This is a genomic window from Gordonibacter massiliensis (ex Traore et al. 2017) (assembly GCF_019731765.1).
GTDB lineage: Bacteria > Actinomycetota > Coriobacteriia > Coriobacteriales > Eggerthellaceae > Gordonibacter > Gordonibacter massiliensis.
Genome location: NZ_JAASIO010000013.1, coordinates 17,170 through 39,671 on the forward strand (window position 1 = coordinate 17,170; position 22,502 = coordinate 39,671).

Consider the following 22,502-nt stretch of genomic DNA (forward strand, 5'->3'; position numbering starts at 1 on the left):
CGGCTTGGGCGCCCTCGCCCGGGGCTATGCCGTACGGCGCTCCTCACACACTTCGCGAAAGTTCGTCGCACCGCACGGCATAGCCCCGGGCGAGGGCGGCGAGCTTTTTTGTGGCGGCTTACAACCTACGCGGCTGTTGCGGGGAGGGCGGGTTGCGGACTGTTCATAGATGAGAGGGGGTCAACCTACGAATGAGGCGTGAGCTGCGCGACCCATTCGCGTTGCTCGGTCGCTATGCTCGTTCGATGGGCACTTGGATCTCGGTGAGCCAGTCGGCTTCGGGCGTGTTGCTCCATACGCCGTCGATGTAGCTCTCCCGCGGGGTGTCGGCCACGCGGTAGCCGTTCTTCTCCACCCAATCCAGCGCGAAGGCGTAGGCTTGCGGCAGGTCGGCGTACGAGCCGCGGTGCATGACCGACGCCACCGTCACGGCGGGGATCTCGCGGAACACGATGCCGTCGGTTTCCACGCCGAACGAGGTCACGGCCTCGTTGTATTCGAAGCTGATGTCGTGCTCCTTGTATTCGGCATCCAAGTAGCTGATGAAACAGTACTCGGGCACGGCGCACTGCAGATCGGGGTTCGCGGCGGCCACCGCGCGGCCGATGGCGGGGATGACGTCGAAATACGAGCGATAATCGGGCACGGTGAGCTGCTTCGTGAACACGATGCAGCTGGGGATGTCCTTGACGGTTGCCTGGTAGTCCATGATGTTCTCCTTGTCCTCACGGTGCAGAATGAATGCGATGCGCGCGAGCCGCTCTTCGCGCTCGCGGAGTTCCCGGGCCACTTCGGCCTGGCGACGCTCCAGCACGGGCCGGGGATCGGCGCCGTCCACGATGGCGGCGACCTCGTCCACCGACAGCCCCGCCTGCCTCAGCGACTGGATGCGGTGCAGGTCGAACAGCTGCCCCGTGGTGTAGAGGCGGTAGCCGGTCGCACCGTCCACCGCCGCCGGGCGCAAGAGCCCGATGCGGTCGTAGTAGTGCAGCGTCTTGACGGTGGTCTTTCCCATTTTCGAGAACTCTCCGATGTAGTACATGCGCACCTCCTTTCGCATCGCATTCAACAGCCTCCCGCACGGGGAGGGTCAAGGGCTTTTCCAAAAAAATTCGCGCTCCGCGCAAACCGCTCTTGCACGCACGGCCCGCGAGCGGCGCGGCGCCCTCGCGCGCCGTGCGCCCACTGCGGAAATGAGGAGATTCCGCAGCGGGCGAAACGTTCCGACGGCATCGCGCGTGTTCTTGATAGGAGCCGAACATCGTGGAATCGCGATGGGCGGCGCAGGCGAGGGCGCGGGCTTTCAGGTTGTTTTCAAGTTCGAACGATACCCTCGTGGTCTGAGAAACCGCACGAAAGGGCACGCATGGCGGACAGGCAGACGAAACGCCAAAGCACCATCCATGGTATCACGACGTACCGGCACCGACCCTGTGCAAAGGGCTGTCGCCGCGGCAACCGCCCGCTCTTCCGCCGCGGTTTCGCCGACCGCGCAAGCAGCATGCTGGTCCGATGGAAAGCAGCGCTCGCCTGCTTCGGAGCCGGCATCCTCGTGCTTGCGGGCGCGCTCGCGCTTCCGCTGCTCGCCTCTTCCTCCGCAGCGGCCGACGTCGACATCGAGGCGCGGGCGGCGGCAGAGGTGACCAGGCTGCAAAGCGATACTAACAGCAGGGCCCGCAGCGCGGCGCTCGACGTGCCGGCGCTTCCCCAGTACCCCGAGCTCCCCACGGGGTGCGAATCGGTGGCGCTGACGAACGCGCTCATCGCCTGCGGGTTCGACCTGCGGAAAACCGAGATTGCCGAAGCCTGGCTCCCCACGAGCGACCAAGACTTCGTGCGTGCCTTCCTGGGCGATCCCGCCTCTCCCGACGGGAACTCCTGCATGGCGCCCGCCGTCGCCAGCACGGCCGCCGCCTACCTCGAGGCCCACAGAGCCGACCTCGAAGCCGTTGACCTCACGGGCGCCTCGTTCCAGGACCTGCTGGACGAGGTTGCCGCCGGGAACCCCGTCATCGCCTGGTGCACCATCGGCATGGACGAGCCGGGCGACTGCTATCGTACGGCTCAGGTGGACGGCCGCATGTACCGTTTGCTCACGAACAGCCATTGCGTGGTCGTGCGCGGCTACGACCTCGATGCTGGCATCGTGCTGGTCAGCGATTCCTTGGCCGGGCAGGTGGCCTACCCCCTGGACACGTTCGCCGCCCGTTACTACGCCCTGGGCGCGCAGGCCGTGGTGCTGCGCTGAAACGCTATCGGTCGATGCGGGGAACGAGCGTGAGAAAATCCCGCTCGAAGCGATCTTGAAACGAACGGCACGTGTCGAGCAGCCACCCGCGCTCCTCATGGTAGTTCGCCAATCCTCGCAGGTAGAAGAGCTTGCGATCGTCTGCCACGATGAACGGCACGACGCCTGCGACGAGGCACGAGCGAAACATGAGCATGCGCCCCACGCGGCCGTTGCCGTCTTGGAATGGGTGGATGCACTCGAATCGCCAATGGAAGTCGGCGATATCCTCGAGCGATGCCGCATGCTCGTCGAACGAGGCGAGCAACGCGCCGAGTTCGGACTCGACCGCCTCTGGCGCAACGGTAAGAATGCCGCCCACTTCGTTGGGAAGCGACTTGAACGCGCCCGGCTCAAACACGGCATCGGATGCCGCTTGGGCCGTGTTTTGTTTCAGCGTCCGGTGGAACGCGCGAACGAGTTCAGGGGCAAGGGGCTCGTCCGCCGTGTCCAGCATGAGGTCGAACAGCTTGAAGTGGTTCTCGGTTTCCGCGATATCGTCCAGACGGGCATCGCCCGACACGGTGCGCGTTTCGAATATCTGGCGCGTCTGATCGGCCGAGAGGCGGCTCCCCTCGATGCGGTTCGAGTTGTAGGCCAGCTCGACCTGCGTTTTGTGATAAAGGTTGCCCTCGAGCCTGATGGCCTTCTGGCGTCGGTATTCTTCGAGCAGTTGCGTCACGCGGAACCCCCCCCTTCTCAAACAAATTCAATATTACCACTTTTTAATATGACATTAGTTTGCTTGCCATCCACGCACCAGCGGCGGAGCCGAGATTCCCGGCCCCGCCGCCGACGTTCGCTACCCGCGAGCAGGCTCCTGCTGGGTGATGCAGTGGATGTTGCCGCCGCCGTAGGCGATCTCGCGGGTGGGCACGCCCACGATCTCGCGGTCGGGGAACATCTCCTGCGCCTGCTCACACGCCATCTCGTCGTACTCGTCGCCGTACTGCGGGAAGATCACGGCGTCGTTCACGATGAGGAAGTTCATGTACGAGGCGATAGCGTAGTCCTCGGTCGTGCGCGGCAGCGTGCCCTCCACGACGTCGATGGCGTCCACTTCCTCCTGCGACATATAGGTGGGCACCTTCGGCATGGTGAGCTTGTGCACCTTGAGCTGGCGGCCCTTCGCGTCGGTGGCGTTCGACAGCGTGTCGTAGGCGGCGTGGGCGGCCTCGTAGAACGGGTTGTCCTCGTCATCGGTCCAGATGCAGGCCACCTCGCCGGGAGCCACGAAGCAGGCCACGTCATCGATGTGCCCGTTCGTCTCCTCGGGGTCGATACCGTCCTTGATCCAAATGACCTTTTCCGCACCCAGGTACTGGCGCAGGTAGCCCTCGATGTCCTCCTTGGAGAGCTCCGGGTTGCGGCCTTCGGACAACAGGCACATCTCGGTGGTCAAGACCGTGCCCTCGCCGTCCACGTGGATGGAGCCGCCTTCCAGCACGAAGTCGTCCGGGCGGTAGCGCACGGCGCCGGCCAGATCGGCCACCTTCACGCCCACGAGCGCGTCCTGGTCCCACGGGAAGTACAGGCCGTCGACGAGGCCGCCCCAGGCGTTGAAATGCCAGTGCACGGCGCGCACGTCGCCCTCGTCGTTCTTGACGAACGTGGGGCCGCAGTCGCGGATCCACGCGTCGTCGGACTCCATCTCGATGACGAGGATGTTGTCGTTGTCGGACAGCGCGTAGCGCGCGGCCTCGTAATCCTCGGGCTTCACGCCCACGCACACGGGCTCGAAGCGCGCGATGGCGCGCGCCACCTCGGCATAGGCCCTCTGCGCGGGCTTCGCGCCGTCGCGCCAGTTGTCGGGCCGGTGCGGCCACAGCATCCAAACGCGCTCCTGCGGCTCGAACTCGGCCGGCATGCGGTAGCCGTCCTGCTTGGGGGTGGATTCGTTCTCGTATATCGTATTCATAAGTACGTCCTTTCAGGTTTGGTGTCATCCTGAGCGAAGCGCTACAGGATGGGTCTCCCGTCATCCTGAGCTCAGGCGGCGAAACCGCCGGAGTCGAAGGATCCCGCGTGGTGCCAACCGCAAGCGCCATTGCTGTCGCCATACGGGATCCTTCGACTCCGCGCCTGCGGCGCTCCGCTCAGGATGACAGAGGACGGGCGCTCGCGCTCCGCTCAGGATGACAGGGGATTATACCAAGTCGCGCGGTTCGCGGCCGATGAGCTCGTCTTCCTCGATGGCGATCTTCTCCGACTCGGGCATTTCCTCGTAGCCATGGGCCACGTCGAACGCCAGCGGGTCGCCGTGCGATCCCATACCGCCGTAATCGTCCTTGCGTCCGCGTGCCGACAGCACGCGCACGATCTCGCCTATCACCACGAAGCACAGCACGCCGATGAGCATGGGTATCTTCGACAGCTCTTCCTCGGAGCCGTTCAGCGGCACGATGGTGGCGATGATGGCCAGCACCAGCAGCACGACCGGCAGCCACGTAACCACCATGAGCACGCCGCGGCCGCCCGGCACCTTGAACACGCGGTTCGCGGCGGGATCCACGCGGCGCAGCTTCAGGAACGCGGGGAACATGGGGATGTAGCTGATGAGCAGGAACACGATGTTCATGGAGAAGAATATCCAGAAGAAGCCGTCGAACCCGGCCATCTCCATAAGCGGCGAGAGCAGCACGAGCACGCTCGCCACGATGCCGTTGATGATGGCGGCGCCGGTGGGCATCTGGTTCTTCTTGCTCTCGTGCGCGAAGGGCTTGGGCATGTTCTTCTTGCGGGCCGCGTGCTCGGCGACGAAGTTCACGCCGAACGACCAGCTGACCATGTTGCCGAACAGCGTGACAAGGAACACGACGCCCACGGCGATGAACAGCACGCTGCCCACGCCGGACATGATGCCCACCGCGTCCATGATGCCCGAGTCGAGCGACACGTCGAACGTGGGGATGGCCGCGCTGATGCCGAACGAGCTGAACAGGTACAGCGCCGCGATGGCGATGCCGCCGGCGATGATGGCCTTGGGGATTTGCTTGCTGGGATTCTCCATCGACCCCACGTAGGTGGTGATGACCTCGAAGCCCATGAAGTTGAACAGGATGATGGACAGGTACGTGAGGCTGTTCGAGTCGAGGGTGGGCAGGAACGTCTCGGGCGCCATGTCGTTGGCGAAGCCGTAGTTCACGGCGTACCAGATGCCGAGGCCGCCCACCACCACGGCGATGGCCACCTTGAGCACGGCCGCCAGGTTGAGGATCCACGCCGAGTCCGACACCTTCGAAAAGCTCAGGAACACGACGATCCAGATGAACGCCAGCTCGATGACGAGCGACGGCACCACGCCCATCTCCATCCCCGTGATCATGGCGATGGTCTCGGGGAACAGGAAGGCGAGCGACGCCATCCACAACGGGAAGTTGATCCAGTAGTACCAGCTCACGCGGCTGCCCCACTTATCGCCGAACGCGCGGCGCACCCAGTCGTACAGGCCGCCCTCGTCGTCGTAGGTGGTGCCCAGCTCGCTCACCACCAGACCGTACGGCAGCAAAAACGCGATGATGAGGAATATCCACCAGAAGAACTGCGAGTTGCCGATGGCGGCGGCCGGAGCCGCCGCCTCCGCCACGAACACGACCGTGATGACCGAGAGGATCGCGTCGACGAGGCGGAATTTCTTGTTTTTTGCCATGAGACAGGCTCCTTCCGCCTTACGCCACCGGCACTTTCCCGATCTTCTCCAGCATCTCGTTCACGCGGTCGCGGGCGTCGGCCGTGGCGTCCTCGTCCTTCACGGTTTCGGGGCAGAAGTACGCCAGCAGGCCGCGGATGGAATGCTTGCGGTTCTCGGCCTCGTCCCAGCAGATGGACTGGGGGCCGTCGATCACGGCGTCGGTCACTTCCTCGCCGCGGGAGGCGGGCAGGCAGTGCATGAACTTCGCGTCAGGCGCCGCCATGTCCATGAGCTCGGGCGTCACCTGGTACGTGGGGTAGAAGATGGCCATGCGCTCGTCCTTCGACAGCTCCTTGTCGTACAGGCCGTACCACACGTCGGTGTACACGAAGTCGGCGTCCTTCATAGCCGCCTCGCGGTCGTCGGTCACGGACACGCTGCCGCCCGACACCTCGCAGTTCTTCTTGCCGATGGCCAGCAGCTCGTCGCCGATCTGATGGCCCTGGGGGCCGTACTGCACGAAGTCCATGCCCATCTTCGAGCAGATGAACATCTCGGACACGCACACCTGCGTGGCGTCGCCCACGAACACCATCTTGCAGTCCTCGATGCGCTTGCCCTCGGGCAGGTGCTCGATCATGGTCATGAGGTCGCCCATCTCCTGCGTGGGGTGGTTGTAGTCCGACATGCCGTTGATGACCGGCGCCGGCGAGTACTTCGCCAGGTTCACCAGGTCCTCGTGGCGGTCGACGCGGGCCATGAGGATGTCCAGCAGGCGGCCCATGACGCGGGCGGAGTCCTCGATGGTCTCGTGCCCGCCCAGCTGGATGGTGCCCGGCGCGAAGAACTCGCCGGCACCGCCCAGGTCGGTCATGGCCGTCTCGAACGAGATGCGCGTGCGCGTGGACACCTGTTGGAAGATCATGCCGAGCGAGCGGTGCTTGAGGATGAGCGGGTAGGCGCCCGCCTCGATCATCTCCTTCATGGCGAGCGAAAGGTCGATGATGTCGAGCAGCTCCTCTTTCGTGAAATCGTTGGTGTCGATGAAGTCTTTCTTGGTCGAACGTGCCATTGCTTCCTCCCATCGGACGGGGTTTTCCGGTTCGCATCGCACCGATTCTGACCACTCGCCGGCACACGCCCGCTGCCACCTCGTGGGTTGACGATGAGCCGTTGTCCGTCCATCATGGTGGCGTTACCGACCGAAAGGACCCCCGCCATGCAGCTACCCGGACTCGTCACCGTACCGCACGACCAGGCCGCGCTCCTCGACGAGCTCGCCGCCATGGTGGGCACGTGTTTCCTCGAGGAGATGTGGTACGCGACCTGGCTCGAAGCCCTCGACGACCTCGGAGCGGATCGGAGCCGCAAGCTGGCCATCACGCAGGCCGTCATCCGCGCGGACTACGAGGTCACCTCCCCTTACGGATGCGTCTACACGCTGGACGACCGTGCGGGGGCGGCGAACGTGTACCTGCGCAGCGAGCTGGGCGGCGCAAGCTGGCCCGCGTTGGAGGAGCAGTCGGCGCGCCGTTTGGAAAGCGTGCTCACCGCAGACGAGCAGGAGGTGCTCGTCCCGCGCGCCGAGGCCATGGAGCCCCTTTCGGACACGAACTGGCCGCTCGCGCTGGCCGGCGATGACGACTACCTGTACTTCATCTCCGCCGGCGTCGACCCCGCACGCCGCGGAAGCGGCGCGTTCGGGCGGCTGTTCAAACCCTTCCTGGCCTACGCCGACGAGCACGGCTTGCGCTGCTATCTCGATTGCTACACCGACCGCCTCGAAGGCATCTACGGGCATTACGGCTTCGAGACGGTGGAGCGCAAGACGGCCCCCGGCTTCGACCTGGTCGAGCGCTGCATGGTGCGCAGCCCCCGGTAGCGGCAGCGAGAAGGGAGGCGCCGTGCGCTCGAAGGAACTAGCCGACCTGGCCGGCGTCTCGGTGCGCACCCTGCGCCACTACCACGCCATCGGCTTGCTGCCCGAACCCGCCCGCCACGCCAACGGCTACCGCGACTACGGCGCGGAAGATCTTGCGCGGGTGCTGCGTATCAAGCGGTTGGCATCGCTGGGTTTTCCCCTCGACCAGATCGGGAGCATGCTCGACGAACTGGACGTTGCCGCGGACGGTCCTTGCGCCGCCACGGCCCGCCTCGACGAGCTGGACGCCGAACTCGCCGCCGAAATCGAGAGGCTGGAAGCGCAACGCGCCCTCATAGCCCAGATCAAACACGACCACGTGGCGCCCGACCTCCCCACGCGCGGCGGGTATCTCATGAACCTCATGCACGACCTCAAACGCGAGGCGGGCTACGATGTGTCCGCCTTCGAGGAAACGTACGATCGCACGGCTCTCTTGCTGGCATCGCACCTGTACGACGATGACGAATTCGCGGAGATGAAAGAAGCGCTCGTGGCAATCGGCGAGCGCGGATTATCCGACGCGATGTACGCCGTCGGCCAGCGCATCGACGATTTGGCGCCCGATGCGTCGGAGTCGGAGCGCGCAGCCCTCGCAGAAGAGACCGTCGATGTTCTTCTGCAGATGCTCGACTGCTTCAAGCCCGAGAATTGGCTTCGCGATTACAATGCCGGTGAGAAGATCGTCCTCTCCTACACGCGCAGCGCGTTCAATCCAGCGCAGAACGACGTGGTCGAGCGCGTCGAGGCGGCTATCGGGCGGCACATGTACGATCTTTTGGATGATTCTTCCAAGAAGGCGCTTGACCCCGACGCAACGTCGTAGTTTTAGATCGTTCCCGAACCGAACGCACCCGGTAAGGAACGATCATGGCACACCGACCGACCACCGTACGATTCCTCGCCTCGAGCGCGCTGTCGCTGCTGGGCAACTCCGTTGCCGGCGTCGTGCTGCCCCTCGTGCTGCTCGCCCGCACCGGCGATGCGTTGGCGGCGGGAACCCTCGCCCTCGTCTGCGCGGTGCCGCAGATGCTGGCCGGCCTGTTGGGCGGGGCGCTGCTCGACCGGCTGAACCGCCGCAACGTGTCCATCGTGTCCGACTTCGTGTCGGCCGCGAGCATCGCGCTCATGCCCGTGGCGGATGCGGTTTGGGGCTTGAGCTTCGGCTGGTTCGTGGTGCTGGGCCTGCTGGGAGCCGTGGGCGACATCCCCGGCATGACGGCGCGCGACACGCTGCTTCCGGCCGTGACCAAGCGCGACGGCGTGGACCTGCAGCAGTTTCTCGGCGTGAGCCAGTCCCTCGAATCGCTCGTTACCATCGTCGGCCCCGCGCTCGCGGCCTTCCTCATCGGATTCGGCGGCGACATCAACGCGCTGTGGGTCACGGCGATCCTCTCCTGTTCGGCGGCGCTCGTCACTGCCACGCTGCCCCGCGAGGTGGGAGCCGTGGCCAACAGGGCGAGCGCCCCCGCGAGCTTCGGAGCCGCAGCGGACGACGAGATGGAAACGGTCGTCGCCCCCGCCGCCTCTCCCCTGCTAAGCATCGCGGATGCAGCGCGCTCGTCGCTTGTCGACGGCGTGCGCGTCCTCTTCAAGAACGATGCCGTGCTGCGGGCATCCACCCTGCTCACGTTCGGCGTTGTCATGGTCATGGGAAGCTTCCAGGGGCTCGTGCTGCCCGTGCACTTCACCGAGACGGGGCATCCGGAGCAACTGGGCTACGTGCTCTCGGCGCTCTCGGCCGGCATGCTGGCAGGATCGCTCGGCTACGCCGCCCTGGCGCCGCGCGCCCGCAAGCGCGCGTGGTACGTCGCGTCGCTCGCAGGCATGGCGGCGGGCGTGGCCGTTATGGGCACGCTGCCCTCCTTCCCCGTCCTGATCGCCGGCGCGATCGTGATGGGCGTCACCGCCGGGCCCGCCTCGGCCCTGCTCGGCTACTTCGCCTTCGACCGCATTCCCGCCGAGCGCCGCGGCAGCGCCCTCGGCACGCAGAACGCGCTTCTGCTGGCGGCCGCTCCAATCGCCATGTTCGCCACCTCGGTGGTGGTGTCTGCGGCGGGGACGTCTGTCGCTGGGCTCGTGCTGGTAGGGGTTTGGCTGCTGGTCACGGCGGGCGCCCTGGTCGCCAAGAGCATGCGGAAACTGGATTTCCTCGATGGAGGCGAGCCGGCGAACGCCGCCGACCTCGCCCGAGAGCCGGACGCTTCCTAGCAAACGAGGCCCCGTTCCAACCCGTGCGGCGGCCGCCCTTTCAGGTTGATGGCGCGTGCGTTGCGCCTTCGCAACGCACGTAGGGCATCCGGAACGGGTCCCTTCCCAGCGGCGTACCATGCAGGCTCCACGGCCCGGGCGCCGCGCAGAAGTCGGCGCCCCCAACGAAAGGAGCGCCCCATGGCTGAAACCGCCTTGGTAACCGGCGCGACGAGCGGCATCGGCGAATCACTCTGCCTGCTGTTCGCCAGCGACGGCTACAACCTGGTCACTGTCGCCCGCGACGAGAAAGCCCTGAACAAGCAAGCCGAAGAGCTGCGCATACTCGGCATCGACGTGCTGCCCGTCGCCTGCGACCTGTCCGACCCCGACTCCGCGCGCACCATATTCAAGCGCGTATGCGAAGCGGGCAAGCACATTGACGTCCTCGTCAACGACGCTGGCTACAGCCCTGCCGGCCAGTTCTCCGACCTTCCCGTCGCGGACATACGCGCCATGATCCAGGTGAGCGTCACGAGCCTGGCCGAGCTCACGCGCGTGTTCCTGCACCCCATGCTCGAACGCGGGCACGGCCGCATCCTCAACATGAGCTCCATGATGGCGAAAACCCCTTGCCCCTACAACGCGCTCTACGGCGCGGCGAAGGTGTTCGTGCTGTCGTTCTCCACCGCGCTCGCCCGCGAGCTCAAAGGCACGGGCGTGACCGTGACCACCGCCTGCCCCGGTGCCACGCGCACGAACTTCCCGAAGAACGCCGGCCTCCAGAACGCACCGGCTTGGAAGTACTTCTCCATGAACGCCGACGAGACCGCCATCCGCGTGTACCGCGCGCTCATGCGCGGCGAGCTGTGCGCCGTGACCGGCTGGTACAACAAAGTGGGCGCCGTTTCGGTGCGCCTTATGCCCATGGACATGCAGCTGAGCGTGGGCGAATGGCTCATAGGCACGCGCAAGCACCCGCTCGACCACGAAGGCGAGGACCCGAGCAAGGCCCCGAGCAAGGGCGAAGACAAACGCGCCGGCAAGGACGGCAACGAAGCGAAGACGAAGCAACAGGAAGGCGGCGGAAAGGAGGGCAAGCGCTACGCACGCAAGCATCCGCTCGGGCGCGACGGCAAACGCGGTTATTACCACGGCGGCGACGCCGGCACCGACCACCAACCCGAACCGTGGCCCGCAACGGCGCGGCCGCAGGATCCCTGCGGAAGAAGCCATGGCTGGCGCGCGGCCACGATCGGCTGCGCGACGTTGCGCCAGCAAGGCCAAAAGAACCAAGCCGGAACGCAGGAAACGTCCAACAAGCAGAACGAACAAGGTGGACGGGGAGCGCAAGCGCACCAAGGCCGGCAGCAAGCGCAAAGCCAGCAAGGTGGCGGCAAGGGCTTCCACCCCGCCTCCGGACGCCACCACGGCCCCACCAGCGACGGGCTTCCCGCCAGCCTCGGCCGCTTCGCATGGCACGGCCCCTTCGCCAAATAAACTAGCTCTGACCTGCGAATTCATGACCTTATGCCCTCCTCATACCGATGGTATGAGGAGGGCATACATACATAAATCACCTCTCGAAACTTTCATATACGTTCAGCGAGCGATATCCCTACGCGCACCGCTGTGAAACGATGCCAACAGGCTTTGGCCCGACACGGCCCCGCCCTGCGCGACGGCCGCGTCAAAACCAGAGGTTTTGGGGAACATGAAAGGAGAGGGAGCGTGATGGTAGAGAAAAGAGACTACACCACCGTCGAACATGAAAAGCCGTATCGCTACGACGAAGACGGACTGCACGTGACCAGAGGGTGCGGATGGTCCGCACCGGGATGCCATCTGGGTTGCGGCGTCCTGCTGTACACCGACGACAACGGCAAGCTCGTCAAAGTGGAGGGAGACCCAGAGAACCCCTTCAACCAAGGGCGCCTGTGCGTCCGCTGCCTCGATTTGCCCGAGGTCGTCTATTCGCCGGACCGCATCCTGCATCCGATGAAGCGCGATCCCGAGAACCGCGGCAAGAACCGGTGGGAACAGGTGGGCTGGGACGAAGCGCTCGACGAAATCGCCCAGATAATGCTGGGCGTCAAGGAAGAATACGGCCCGGAATCCGTTGCGTTCTACTCCGGAACCGGCCGCGACATCGGACAGTACATCACGCGCTTGTGCTGGGGATTCAACAGCCCTAACTTCGTGTTCATGATGTCGGGCCAGTCGTGCTATTCCCCCCGCGTCGCAGGCTGCTTCTCCACCTCGGGCTCGTTCTGGGTCGGCGACTACGCGCAGCAGTTCCCCGACCGCTACGACAACCCGCAGTGGCAGCAGCCCGAACTCATCGTCATCTGGGGCAACAACCCCGTCGTCTCGAATTCCGACGGCCTGTACGGGCACTGGGTGGTCGACTGCATGAAGCGGGGCACGGCGGCCATCGTCGTCGATCCCCGCCTCACCTGGCTCGCCTCGCGGGCCGAGCTCTTCCTGCAGATTCGACCCGGCACCGACGGCGCCCTCGCCCTCGGCATGGTGAACTACCTCGTGGAAAACGACCTCTACGACCACGAGTTCGTCGATCTGTGGTGCTACGGCTTCGACGAGCTGGCGAAACGTGCCCAGGACTATCCGCTTGACGAGGTTGCCGAGATCACGGAGATCCCGGCGGAAGAGATCGTCGCCGCCGCTCGCCGCATCGGAGAGGCCGAGCGGGCCATCCTCCAATGGGGCGTCGCCATCGACCAGATCAAAGAGACCATCCCAACCGCGCAGGCCGTGCTCGCCCTGTTCGAGATAACCGGCAACATCGGCAAGCCCGGCACGATGCAGCAGCCCGCGAGCATCCTCAACTACGCAGCCGGCTGGGGCTCCGAATTCCTCACGCCGGAGCAGGAGGCGAAGCGCATCGGCCAAGAGGAACATCCGCTCATCAAGATGGGCTTTCAGGAATGCGTGACCGACGACTACATCAGGTGCCTCGAGACGGGCAAGCCCTACCCTATCAAGGTCGCGTGGATGCAGACCACCAACCCCCTGGCCTGCACGGGCGTCGACGCGAAGCGCACCCTCGCCGCGCACCTGAACATCGACACCATCGTGTGCGTGGACCTGTTCATGACGCCGACGGCGATGGCGCTGGCAGACTACTTCCTGCCCGCGTGCACGTACGCGGAGCGCAACGGGCTGCGCATCGGCGACGGCGCGCAGCGTGCCGAGACCATCAACAAGGCGATAGAGCCCTTGGGCGAGTCGAAGTCCGACATGCAGATAGCCCTCGAAATCGGCAAACGCATCTCGCCGGAGGCTTGGCCTTGGGAAACCGTAGAGGACATGTACTCCGACATCCTCGAAGAGACGGGGCATTCCTTCGAGGAAATGCAAGAGCTGGCGCCCGGCTATCCGCCGTTCGATTACCGCATGCACGAGAAGGGGCTGCTGCGCGCCGATGGCAACCCCGGTTTCCAAACCGCAACCGGGCGCATCGAGCTGTGGTGCACCATGTACAACTCCTTAGGCCTCGACCCGCTTCCCTCGTACGAGGAGCCCGTTCCCAGTCCTCGGTCGACGCCGGAGCTGTTCGAGGAGTATCCGCTCGTGCTCACGACGGGCGCCCGCGTTTGGAGCATGTTCCACTCGGAGCATCGTCAGATACCGCGCCTGCGCGCCCTTCACCCCGAGCCGCTCGTGTACGTCAACCCGGCTACCGCCGCGAAGCACGGCGTGAAAGACGGCGACTGGGTGTGGCTGGAGAACCAGCACGGGCGATGCAAGCGCCAGGTGCGCGAAACCCCCAGTGTGAACGAGCACACCATCAACACCGACCACGCCTGGTGGCGTCCGGAGGCGCCCTGCGAGCTCGACGACGGCCTCTACGACCTGTGGGACCTCACCGTCGAGAACCTCCTGCCCTACGATTGCGGCGCATCCGGCTTCGGCGCGAACTACAAGAACACGATCTGCAAGATGTATCCGGTAGGGGAAGGAGAATAGGCAATGGGAGCAAAAGGATTGCTCGTCGATTACGAGTGGTGCTCGGGCTGCCACACCTGCGAGGTGGCCTGCCAGCTTGAGCACGGCTACCCGAGCGACCAGTGGGGCATCAAGGTGCACGAGGTGGGCCCGTGGGAATACGCCCCGAAGACGTGGCAGTACGGCTATCTGCCCGCGCCCACCGACCAGTGCGACCTGTGCGCCGACCGCGTTGCGAAGGGGCATGAGCCCACCTGCGTGAAGCATTGCCAGGCGCAGGTTTTGAAGTACGGGGATCTTGAAAGCCTGGCGAAGGAGCTTGCCTGCAAACCGAAGCAAACCCTGTTCTGCTGCGACGCATCGGCGTAAAAACCAAAACTGTTCGTGTCGGCACCCGGCAAGAGGGGAAACAGATCGGCGCCGGCACCACCAAGAAAGGGGATACCAACAATGAGCAAGAAAAGTCGGGCATGGATACCCGTATGGGCCATCATCATAGCCAGCGTGTTCATCGCGTTCGAGTACGGCAAGGTGCCGCCCGCCGCGCCGAACATGATGGAGGTGCTCGGCATCTCCTACACCACCCAGGGCCTCATGATGACGATGTTCTCCATCGCGGCCGTGGTCATGGCGCTGTTCGGCGGCGCGCTCATGGACCGTTTCGGCGCGCGCAAAGTGGTCAGCATCGCCCTGATCGTTTCCATCGTGGGCAACATCGCGGGTTTGTTCTGGACGAGCGACGTGGGAATCCTGGTAACCCGTGCGCTCGAGGGCTGCGGGTACGGCGCGGCCATGACCGCCGGACCGGGCATTATCGCCATGTGGTACGAGCCGAAGAAGCGCGGGCTCGCCAACGGCGTGTGGGGCGCGAACGTCGGCTTCGTCATGATGATCGTGACGTTGTCCGCCACCCCCATCATGGAGAACGGCAACTGGACCGGCATGTGGGTGTTCGGCCTCGTAGGAGCCGTGCTGGCCTTCCTGCTGGTGATCGTGTGCGTCAAGGCTCCCGCCGAATCCGAGCGCAAGGACTTGGAGGAATCCGTCGACGGCAAAGAGGATTCCGAGAAGCACGGGGTTCTGTGGGGCTACCTTGCGCCGCTCTCCCTCTTGAGCGCCGTCATGTTCTTCCTCGTCGGCGGCTCGACCGACGCGTTCAACGCTTTCACCATTCCGTTCCTGAACGTCGAGAACGGCTGGAGCGAGGGTGCGGCGAACCTGTGCGCGACCATCGCGGCGGCGGGCATGCTGGTCGGCGGCACCGCCATGGGCCTCGTTCTTGCGCGGACGAAGGACAAGGGCATGCTTCTTTTCGTCGATATGCTGGTGTGCGCCATCGGCCTCTTCCTGTGGTTTAATCTGGACATCGGCGTTGTCGGAACGTATGTCGTCGCCTTTGTCCTCGGATGCTTCCTCGGTGCCGCCCCGACCGTGTTCTTCGCGATGGCTCCCGAAGTCGCGCGCTCGCCGAAAACGGTTGGCGCCGCAACCGCCGTCGTGGTGCTCGGGCAAAACGGCGGCACGTTGGCCGTACCCGCGATCGTCGGCATGATTCTCGACAGCGCCGGCTACGGCGCGGCAGCGATAACCATGGGCGCGTTGTCTTTGGCAGCATGCGCGATCTGCCTGTTCGCGTTCCGCCGCATCTACAACAAGAGCAACCGCAGCACGCTCGAATAGCGACAGGCCGAATACGCGGTTTAAAACGGTGGGCGTCGGTTTCGACCGACGCCCACCTTGAAGGTTCGAGATGAGGTAGCGTTATGAGGGAGCATTGCTTTCCGTGCCGAAACTGCGGGAAATGCCATCCCCCCTTCCGCCAAGGTTTGTGCCCCGCCTGCATGAGCATGAACGAAAGCGGTGCGAAGACGTGCAAAACCTGCGGTTTCGTCTTCCCCGGCTTGCCCGGAACGAAAGGCGGTTTGGATGGCTTTCACCGCACGGCGCAGAAAAGACGAGGCTTAGCCGAGACCACAGGAGAAGACCGTTGATCGCTCAAGAGAGGCAGCTATTTCCCGGAAACGAAGACGCGAAGCCAACCGAAGACGTCGCCCGCGACCTGCTCATCGGCAATAGCTCGAGACGCGTCATCTTGGGCATCGTCGCGCTGGCCGCCTACTGGGCCTGGATCTTCTCGATTTTCCATGCGAACGTGCTGAACCCGTTCTCCACGCCGGATTTCAGCACCTATCTTCTGCTTTGCGTTGTCGTTGCAGGCAGCTCCGCGCTCAGCATGATCGTGTTCGCCCTGCTCGGTTGGTATCTGCAGCGTCTCGTCGACCGCGGGTGGTTTGCGGTCGGCGTCGCTTTACTGTCGATTTTGGCGGAGGTTCCCGCGTTTCTCGGACAGGTGGGAGGCGAACTCGACTTCATGCAAGCGGGCGCGCTGTTCGCTCTCGGAGGATTCGCGTCCTCGTTCGTCTATTTGAAGACCGGTCCCTTCTTCGTATGGCTTCGGCGTGCCAAGCTCATGCGCAGCATTGCGCTTGCGTTCCTCTTGGCGTCGCTTTTATACGTTCTGCCGCTGTTCATGAATCCCGTGGTGGGCATCGTCATGATAGCCTCCTTCCCCGTCGTTTCCGTTGCGTGCTCGCACCTGGCGAACAAAGGCATAGGACCGAAGCGGCTCGAGGCCGCCACGTCGTACCGCGCCTACCTCAAAGCGGTGCTCGAACGGTTCCGCGAGTTCGTCCCCACGTTGCCCCGTACCCTTTTGTACGCGCTTGTGTTCGGCGTGACGTCCTACGCCGTGCTCAACCTCGCCGTGGAGAACGGGTTGGTTGCGGTGATCGCCGCCTCGATTGCGGTATCGTCTTTGGCGTTTGCGGTGTACGTGCTGTCGAAGAAAGTGGAGGCCGACTCCGATTTGTACCGTATGCTCCTTCTTCCGCTTATCGCCCTTGCGGTGCTGCCGTTTCCCTATGTTCCAGAACTGCTCAAGATCTTTTTCCTAGCGCTGGTCATTTTTGGGTTCACCTGCTTCGACGCTATAACCTGGGGCGATTTGGCCGACGAGATAAGCGACCGCCAGCTGCCGATATACGTGTCGTACGCGCCGCCCACCATCGGCAACTTCGTGGGCATCTTCATCGGATGGTCGGTGGGGGCGCTGCTGTATGCCGAGCTGGGAAGCGCGGGGTTCGATACGGGATTCTCCATCTTTTCGATAATCATCGTGATCGCGCTGGTGGTGCTGCTGGCGTGGGATCTCGTGAAAAGTCGGAAGGAAGAATCCGGCGAGCCGCAGGCGGACGCGTTTCTGGACAAGTGGAAAGCGGCGTGCGAAGAGATCGCCGAAGCGCACGAGCTGACCAACCAGGAGACGAGAATCCACACGATGCTGGCGCGTGGGCGAAACCAGCACTACATTGCGGAAGAGCTGGTCATCTCGCCGCACACCATCAAGACCCACACCTACCATATATACAAGAAGCTGGGCGTGCACTCGCAGCAGGAACTGATCGACATGGTCGAGGCCAAGCTGTAGAGAGAGGCGGGTAGCCGTCTAACCGCGCAGCTTTCGCAATCGCCCTGTAGGGGCTGTATCAAAAGTGTCGTTTTCGCTAATCGTGTAGGGCAAGGGCTCTGCCCTTGCCGCTCAACAAAGCACGTTACCGCAGGTAGACGGCAAGGCAGAGCCCTTGCTCTACAGGGACAACTACGAGAAACGCGTATTCTGACGACTTTTGATACAGGCCCTACGAAAAGCCGAGCTTGTCGGCGCGTTCGGCGCCTCTCTTTGCTCAGGCCTTTTGCCAGCTCGTGGAGCCTATCTCGCCCAGCGAGAACGCGTGGCCGTCGTAGCCGATGCGGGTGACGCTGGCGTTTGGGATCTTCACCGGGTCGTTGACGCGCGGCGGGTCCAGCAGGTACACCAGCGTGCGAACCACGAACGAGTGCGTGACCACCAGGGCGTTTCCGCCGCCGGCCAGCCTCACGGCCTCCCCCGCTTCCGCGAAGAAGCCGGACAGCCTTCGCTCGATGGCGTCGAAGCGCTCGGCACGGCCCGACGTGTCGGCACGCGCGATGACGTCGGCCACCTCGGGCAGTCGGCGGTTGTGCTCCTCGAAGGGCAGTTCCTCGCCGAACCCGGCGGTGAGCGCCGCATGCAGCAGTTCGCCTGGCTCGCCTTCCAAATCTCCGTAGCACCATTCGCGCAAGCGCGGGTCGTGGGCAAGGGGGAACGGCGTGTCGGCGCAGCGCACGGGACGCAGCCCGCCGTATTCGATGGCCGACGAGGGGCCGTTCGGCACGCAGGTGGGCGGGAACGTCTCGGGCGGCGCGTATGCCTCGCCGCGCTGCACGGCCCGGGCCCCCAACAGCGCGTCGAGCGTCTGCACGGCCCGCCCGCTGTCGCTGGAGAACGCCGCGGCGAACTCCACGTCGGCTAAACCGCGCCCGAGCGCCTCTGCCCCGCGCACGCCCTCATCCGTGAGCGGCGTGTCGCACCAGCCCTGCACCTTGCCCATGACGTTGAACAGCGTCTGACCGTGGCGCACCATGTAGAACGTCACCGGTGCGTTGTCGACGGGAAAGTCGGCGGCAGGCAGCGCGAGCGTCCGGCGAGACGCGGCAAGCCCGTCGGCGCAAGACGCGGGCGCGCCTTTTCCGCATCGCTCCCCCGTCATGGCAGCTTGCACACGTCGACCCACGTGCAGGGCTCGGCGCAGCGTTCCAACTCGTCGGGAGCTAGGCGCACGGCGCTTGCCGCGCTGCCCGCCGCCGGGTACACGGTGTCGAACCGGCGCAGGGATTCGTCCAGGTACACGTCCACATCGTCGTTCACGGCGAAGGGGCACACGCCGCCCACGCCGTGGCCGATGAGCGGCTCGGCTTCCTCGGCTTTGAGCATCTTCGCCTTGCAACCGAACCGCGCTTTGAACTTCGCGTTGTCGATGCGCGCGTCGCCAGCCGCCACCACGAGCGCCACCCGCTCGCCCACGTGGAACGACAGCGTCTTGGCGATGCGCGCCGGCTCGCAGCCAACGGCCGCGGCCGCCAACTCCACCGTCGCGCTCGATGTCTCGAACTCCAGCACGCGGTCGTCCATGCCGCGCTCCCGCAGATACGCCTTCACTTTGTCGATAGCCATGCCGAGCCTTCCATCCCGCAGCCATTTTTCACCACAGTATACCAGCGGATGCACGCTGATCTCCGCGTTCCGCGTCTGCGCGCCCGCGCGGCGCGCGGGCGGCGCCTCCCTCATCGAACCGAAGGAATCCGTGGGCTTTTATCGCGAACCGAGCTGGCAGCTCGACGCAAAGCGCCGGAAGACGGCGGCAGGGCGCCGCCTTGACCAAGCCTTGCCAGTGACGGTTTTGGGGCAGAGGCGCTCCCGCTTGCTAGGCATCGGCATGCGTTGGCAACGATGCCCTCCCGGAAAGAGACAAGCTTTCGATCGCCAACCATCGACGCGCGCTGATGACCGCATGTTCACCTTCAGGAGGGGCGACCTGCTCCGATGCGAGAACGCCGACGAGCTCGCCGACAGCGGTCCGGCGCAAGAGTGCGGGGCGTTTGGTGCAAAAATCACCGATGTCCCCCTGCGACTCGAACCCAAAGGCCCCGCATTGCCGCACCCTCCGCACACATTGCCAGTATTTCCCCAGTTCGCAGCATTTCCGCACAGAATAAATGCTTGCACCAAGAGTGGCAAAACGGGGGTGTCGGTGATTTTTGCACCACGGAAGGCATGAAACGACGCATTGGAGGCTGAAAGGCGCTTTACGCATCTGCCGTACCCAGAACGGCAACCGCCTTATTTCCGGCGCGCCATGCACGACCGGCCAAATCGGGCACGTTGCACGCAGCGATGCCAATCCCGACGCCTATGCGCGGCTGCGCTAATACCGCATACCCACGTGCTGCGGCACCGATCCTGTATGTCAACGTGCGGCGGCGCCAATCCCTCGCGCTATCGCGCGGATGCGCCAGCTTGGCGCGCCGCGCGACCGACCAAGGACAGCGCCTGCACAAGGCTGCCGTCGAGCCGTCTGAAGAACCCGAACAGCAGCAAGGAGCCCGAGCGGCGCCTCGAACGCGAAGAGCCCTACCCTTCGTACTTCGCGAGGAACGCCTTCGTGCGCTCGTGCTGCGGGTTGTTGATAACCTGGTCGGGCGCGCCTTCCTCCACCACGTAGCCGTCCGCCATGAACACGATGCGATCGGCCACGTCGCGCGCGAAGCTCATCTCGTGCGTGACGATAACCATGGTCATGTGCTCCGCCGCCAGATCGCGGATGACCCTGAGAACCTCCTGTGTGAGCTCCGGGTCGAGCGCGCTCGTAGGCTCGTCGAAGTAAAGGATGTCGGGGTTGAGCGCGAGGGCCCGGGCGATGGCGACCCGCTGCTGCTGTCCGCCCGACAGCTCGCAAGGCACCATGTCCTCTTTCCCGGCCAAGCCCATCTTCGCCAGCACGGCACGCGCCTGGCGTTCGGCCTCGGCCTTGTCGCGCTTCTGCACGCGAATGGGCGCGTCGGTTACGTTGCGCAACACGCTGTAGTGCGGAAACAGGTTGAAGTTTTGGAACACCAGGCCGAAACGCGACTTCGCCTCACGCTGCACGGTCTTTCCCGCATACACGGCGCGTCCGTCCACACCGCTTTGCACGACTTCCAGATCACCGTAAGACAGCGATCCGCGCTCGAACGTTTCCAGCAGCGTCGCGCAGCGCAGAAACGTCGACTTGCCCGATCCGCTGGGGCCGATGATGGCCACCACCTCGCCCCGCCGCACCGAAAGGCTGATATCATGCAGCACCTCGGTATCGCCGAAGCTCTTCTCTATGCTCTCGAGGCTGACGACGACGTCCGCCTTCGACCCGCTTGCGGTTTGAGCCATATCAGCGCTCGCCTCCTTATTCATGATAGTAGTCCAGCTTCTTCTCAATGCGGTTCAAAATGACTTCGATGATGAAGTTGAACACCCAGTAGAACAATCCGGCCACGGCGAACGCCCACAGGTTCTTCATGGATGCCACCAGGGCCTTCGCCTCGCTGAACATCTCGGCCACGCCGATGACGAACGCGAGCGACGTGTCCTTCACCAACGTGATGATCTCGTTGCCCATGGCGGGCAGAATGCGCTTGATAACCTGCGGCAGAACGATAAGCATGAACGTCTGGAAGCGCGAGTAGCCCAGCACATGCGCGGCCTCGTACTGCCCTTGCGGAATGGACTGGATGCCGCTGCGGTAGATTTCGGCGAAGTACGCCGCGTAGTTGATGATGAACGCGATGATGCAGGCGGTGAACTTGTAATCGGTTCCCAACGAGATGCCGAACAGGTAGTACGGTCCGAAGAAGATGGCGAACATCTGCAGCATGAGCGGGGTTCCGCGCATGACCGAGATGTAGAAGCGCGTGATCAGGGCAAGGGGCTTGAACCTGCTCATGCGGGCGAGCGCCACCACCACGCCCAGGGGCAGCGCCCCCAGAAGCGTGAGGAAGAATATCTGCAGCGAGACGCCGAACCCTTGGGCCAACATGCCCACCATCGTAGAAAACTCCACCGATCAACCTCTCTCACGACGCGACAACGGGCGGGAACCTCGTCCCCGCCCGTCTCGAACCTTCTTGCCCGCACGCCCTTCGCGGCGCACGCGCGGCGCTTGCGCGGCGGCTGCCGCGAAACCGCATCGGCCTACTTCAGCACCCAGTTGTCGAACGACACGCCGTATTCGGCGTACTTCTCGCACAGCTGCTTGATGGTACCGTCGGCGTACATCTCCTTGAGCGTGGCCGTCACCTTGTCGGCCATCTCGGTATTGCCCTTCTTGAAGCCCACGCCGTAGTGCTCGGACGACAGCGGCTCGGCCAATTTCACGTACTTGTCGTTGCCCGCCATGTTGTAGTCGGCGATGGACAGGTCGCAGGCCACGGCATCGACGGCACCGGACTCCAGCTGCATGAACGCCGTGTTGTAGTCGGCGATGGTGTCGAGCGCGGCGAACTTGGCCACGGCGTCGGCGTAGTCCTCGCCCTCCAGCACGTCGAGCGCGGCGGAATCGACCTGCGTCATGACCGTCTTGCCGGCCAGATCGTCGATCGACTTGACGTCGCTGCCCTTCTTCACCACGATGACCTGCTCGTTGAGCATGTACGGCTCGGTGAAGGCGTAGTCGGCCTCGCGTCCTTCGATGGTGAAGCCGTTCCAGATGCACGTGATGGCGCCGCTGTCGATGAGCGCGTCTTTGGCATCCCAGTCAATGGCCTCGAGCTTCAGGTCCCAACCGTTGCGCTCGCACACTTCCTTGGCCATGTCGAGGTCGATGCCGGCGAACTCGCCGTCGTCGCCCACGAATCCGTAGGGCGGGTACGCCTTGTCGAAGCCGACGGTGAACGTGGTGGCGTCTGCAGCGCCGTCTCCCGCTCCTTCGGACTTCTGCGCGTCGCCGCCGCTGGAGCAGCCGGCCAGCATGACCGCCGTGAGCGCGAGCGTCGCCGCCGCGACGACGAGCGCCTTGAGATTCTTCTTCATAGGTTCATCCTCCCGTGTCCCTGCAGCC

At 64.3% G+C, this 22,502-nt stretch carries 19 protein-coding genes; 9 read left to right on the forward strand and 10 right to left on the reverse strand.

The genetic code is table 11. From position 1 onward, the window contains the following. Positions 1 to 232: 232 nt before the first annotated feature. The gene (locus HCH03_RS12935; protein WP_185904616.1) at positions 233 to 1,042 is read right to left on the reverse strand and encodes a MerR family transcriptional regulator; all 810 of its coding nucleotides are present in this window, start codon (positions 1,040 to 1,042) and stop codon (positions 233 to 235) included. Positions 1,043 to 1,366: 324 nt separating this feature from the next. Here HCH03_RS12935 and HCH03_RS12940 point away from each other — a divergent pair, with 324 nt between their 5' ends. Then, the gene (locus tag HCH03_RS12940; RefSeq protein ID WP_246600027.1) at positions 1,367 to 2,248 is read left to right on the forward strand and encodes a C39 family peptidase; all 882 of its coding nucleotides are present in this window, start codon (positions 1,367 to 1,369) and stop codon (positions 2,246 to 2,248) included. 4 nt (positions 2,249 to 2,252) lie between these two features. Here HCH03_RS12940 and HCH03_RS12945 read toward each other — a convergent pair whose 3' ends face one another. The 4 genes from HCH03_RS12945 to ptcA all read right to left on the reverse strand — a co-directional run bounded on the left by HCH03_RS12945 (position 2,253) and on the right by ptcA (position 6,990). After that, a complete protein-coding gene (locus tag HCH03_RS12945; RefSeq protein WP_221689831.1) occupies positions 2,253 to 2,969 on the reverse strand; it encodes a Fic family protein in 717 nt (238 codons plus the stop codon). Between the two features lie 120 nt (positions 2,970 to 3,089). Next, positions 3,090 to 4,205 (reverse strand): agmatine deiminase, encoded by a 1,116-nt coding sequence (gene aguA / locus HCH03_RS12950; RefSeq protein ID WP_221689832.1) that lies wholly within the window; start codon positions 4,203 to 4,205, stop codon positions 3,090 to 3,092. 228 nt (positions 4,206 to 4,433) lie between these two features. Then, positions 4,434 to 5,936: an APC family permease gene (locus tag HCH03_RS12955; protein ID WP_080143701.1), complete on the reverse strand. Its 1,503-nt coding sequence runs from the start codon at positions 5,934 to 5,936 to the stop codon at positions 4,434 to 4,436. A gap of 19 nt (positions 5,937 to 5,955) precedes the next feature. Then, positions 5,956 to 6,990: a putrescine carbamoyltransferase gene (gene ptcA / locus HCH03_RS12960; protein WP_080143702.1), complete on the reverse strand. Its 1,035-nt coding sequence runs from the start codon at positions 6,988 to 6,990 to the stop codon at positions 5,956 to 5,958. Positions 6,991 to 7,137: 147 nt separating this feature from the next. On the opposite strand from ptcA, the gene HCH03_RS12965 reads away from it, so the two are divergent. The 8 genes from HCH03_RS12965 to HCH03_RS13000 all read left to right on the forward strand — a co-directional run bounded on the left by HCH03_RS12965 (position 7,138) and on the right by HCH03_RS13000 (position 17,482). Beyond that, positions 7,138 to 7,800 carry a GNAT family N-acetyltransferase gene (locus tag HCH03_RS12965; protein ID WP_221689833.1) on the forward strand — a complete coding sequence of 221 codons (663 nt, stop codon included), beginning with the start codon at positions 7,138 to 7,140 and terminating at the stop codon, positions 7,798 to 7,800. A 22-nt stretch (positions 7,801 to 7,822) separates the two neighbouring features. After that, entirely contained in the window at positions 7,823 to 8,665 is an 843-nt protein-coding gene (locus HCH03_RS12970; protein WP_221689834.1) for a MerR family transcriptional regulator, read from the forward strand. A gap of 44 nt (positions 8,666 to 8,709) precedes the next feature. Beyond that, the gene (locus tag HCH03_RS12975) at positions 8,710 to 10,050 is read left to right on the forward strand and encodes an MFS transporter (RefSeq protein ID WP_221689835.1); all 1,341 of its coding nucleotides are present in this window, start codon (positions 8,710 to 8,712) and stop codon (positions 10,048 to 10,050) included. 180 nt (positions 10,051 to 10,230) lie between these two features. Beyond that, positions 10,231 to 11,529, forward strand: coding sequence for an SDR family NAD(P)-dependent oxidoreductase (locus HCH03_RS12980; protein WP_221689836.1), 1,299 nt, complete (start codon positions 10,231 to 10,233; stop codon positions 11,527 to 11,529). Positions 11,530 to 11,763: 234 nt separating this feature from the next. Next, positions 11,764 to 14,016, forward strand: a complete 2,253-nt coding sequence (locus tag HCH03_RS12985; RefSeq protein ID WP_221689837.1) for a molybdopterin-dependent oxidoreductase — start codon at positions 11,764 to 11,766, stop codon at positions 14,014 to 14,016. Between the two features lie 3 nt (positions 14,017 to 14,019). Continuing rightward, the gene (locus HCH03_RS12990; protein ID WP_185904607.1) at positions 14,020 to 14,364 is read left to right on the forward strand and encodes a 4Fe-4S dicluster domain-containing protein; all 345 of its coding nucleotides are present in this window, start codon (positions 14,020 to 14,022) and stop codon (positions 14,362 to 14,364) included. Positions 14,365 to 14,445: 81 nt separating this feature from the next. Beyond that, complete coding sequence (locus HCH03_RS12995) at positions 14,446 to 15,675, forward strand: MFS transporter (protein ID WP_221689838.1); 1,230 nt, start codon at positions 14,446 to 14,448, stop codon at positions 15,673 to 15,675. Between the two features lie 307 nt (positions 15,676 to 15,982). Further along, positions 15,983 to 17,482, forward strand: a complete 1,500-nt coding sequence (locus tag HCH03_RS13000; protein ID WP_221689839.1) for a response regulator transcription factor — start codon at positions 15,983 to 15,985, stop codon at positions 17,480 to 17,482. 256 nt (positions 17,483 to 17,738) lie between these two features. Here HCH03_RS13000 and HCH03_RS13005 read toward each other — a convergent pair whose 3' ends face one another. The 5 genes from HCH03_RS13005 to HCH03_RS13025 all read right to left on the reverse strand — a co-directional run bounded on the left by HCH03_RS13005 (position 17,739) and on the right by HCH03_RS13025 (position 22,474). Beyond that, the gene (locus HCH03_RS13005; RefSeq protein ID WP_368042456.1) at positions 17,739 to 18,635 is read right to left on the reverse strand and encodes a histidine phosphatase family protein; all 897 of its coding nucleotides are present in this window, start codon (positions 18,633 to 18,635) and stop codon (positions 17,739 to 17,741) included. Next, positions 18,620 to 19,087: a YbaK/EbsC family protein gene (locus tag HCH03_RS13010; RefSeq protein WP_221689840.1), complete on the reverse strand. Its 468-nt coding sequence runs from the start codon at positions 19,085 to 19,087 to the stop codon at positions 18,620 to 18,622. The genes HCH03_RS13005 and HCH03_RS13010 overlap by 16 nt, the downstream gene beginning before the upstream one ends. 957 nt (positions 19,088 to 20,044) lie before the next feature. After that, positions 20,045 to 20,836, reverse strand: a complete 792-nt coding sequence (locus HCH03_RS13015; RefSeq protein ID WP_221689841.1) for an amino acid ABC transporter ATP-binding protein — start codon at positions 20,834 to 20,836, stop codon at positions 20,045 to 20,047. 16 nt (positions 20,837 to 20,852) lie between these two features. Then, a complete protein-coding gene (locus HCH03_RS13020) occupies positions 20,853 to 21,506 on the reverse strand; it encodes an amino acid ABC transporter permease (protein WP_080143714.1) in 654 nt (217 codons plus the stop codon). A gap of 131 nt (positions 21,507 to 21,637) precedes the next feature. Then, positions 21,638 to 22,474: a transporter substrate-binding domain-containing protein gene (locus tag HCH03_RS13025; RefSeq protein WP_080143715.1), complete on the reverse strand. Its 837-nt coding sequence runs from the start codon at positions 22,472 to 22,474 to the stop codon at positions 21,638 to 21,640. Positions 22,475 to 22,502 lie beyond the last annotated feature (28 nt).

Bases quoted from the DNA above. Each gene is read 5' to 3' on its own strand.
- HCH03_RS12940 (WP_246600027.1), top strand. From the start codon at position 1,367: ATGGCGGACAGGCAGACGAAACGCCAAAGCACCATCCATGGTATCACG.
- HCH03_RS12990 (WP_185904607.1), top strand. From the start codon at position 14,020: ATGGGAGCAAAAGGATTGCTCGTCGATTACGAGTGGTGCTCGGGCTGC.
- HCH03_RS12935 (WP_185904616.1), bottom strand. From the start codon at position 1,042: ATGTACTACATCGGAGAGTTCTCGAAAATGGGAAAGACCACCGTCAAG.
- HCH03_RS13025 (WP_080143715.1), bottom strand. From the start codon at position 22,474: ATGAAGAAGAATCTCAAGGCGCTCGTCGTCGCGGCGGCGACGCTCGCG.
- HCH03_RS12955 (WP_080143701.1), bottom strand. From the start codon at position 5,936: ATGGCAAAAAACAAGAAATTCCGCCTCGTCGACGCGATCCTCTCGGTC.
- ptcA (WP_080143702.1), bottom strand. From the start codon at position 6,990: ATGGCACGTTCGACCAAGAAAGACTTCATCGACACCAACGATTTCACG.
- HCH03_RS12975 (WP_221689835.1), top strand. From the start codon at position 8,710: ATGGCACACCGACCGACCACCGTACGATTCCTCGCCTCGAGCGCGCTG.
- HCH03_RS12965 (WP_221689833.1), top strand. From the start codon at position 7,138: ATGCAGCTACCCGGACTCGTCACCGTACCGCACGACCAGGCCGCGCTC.
- HCH03_RS12985 (WP_221689837.1), top strand. From the start codon at position 11,764: ATGGTAGAGAAAAGAGACTACACCACCGTCGAACATGAAAAGCCGTAT.
- HCH03_RS12980 (WP_221689836.1), top strand. From the start codon at position 10,231: ATGGCTGAAACCGCCTTGGTAACCGGCGCGACGAGCGGCATCGGCGAA.
- aguA (WP_221689832.1), bottom strand. From the start codon at position 4,205: ATGAATACGATATACGAGAACGAATCCACCCCCAAGCAGGACGGCTAC.
- HCH03_RS12995 (WP_221689838.1), top strand. From the start codon at position 14,446: ATGAGCAAGAAAAGTCGGGCATGGATACCCGTATGGGCCATCATCATA.
- HCH03_RS13015 (WP_221689841.1), bottom strand. From the start codon at position 20,836: ATGGCTCAAACCGCAAGCGGGTCGAAGGCGGACGTCGTCGTCAGCCTC.
- HCH03_RS13010 (WP_221689840.1), bottom strand. From the start codon at position 19,087: ATGGCTATCGACAAAGTGAAGGCGTATCTGCGGGAGCGCGGCATGGAC.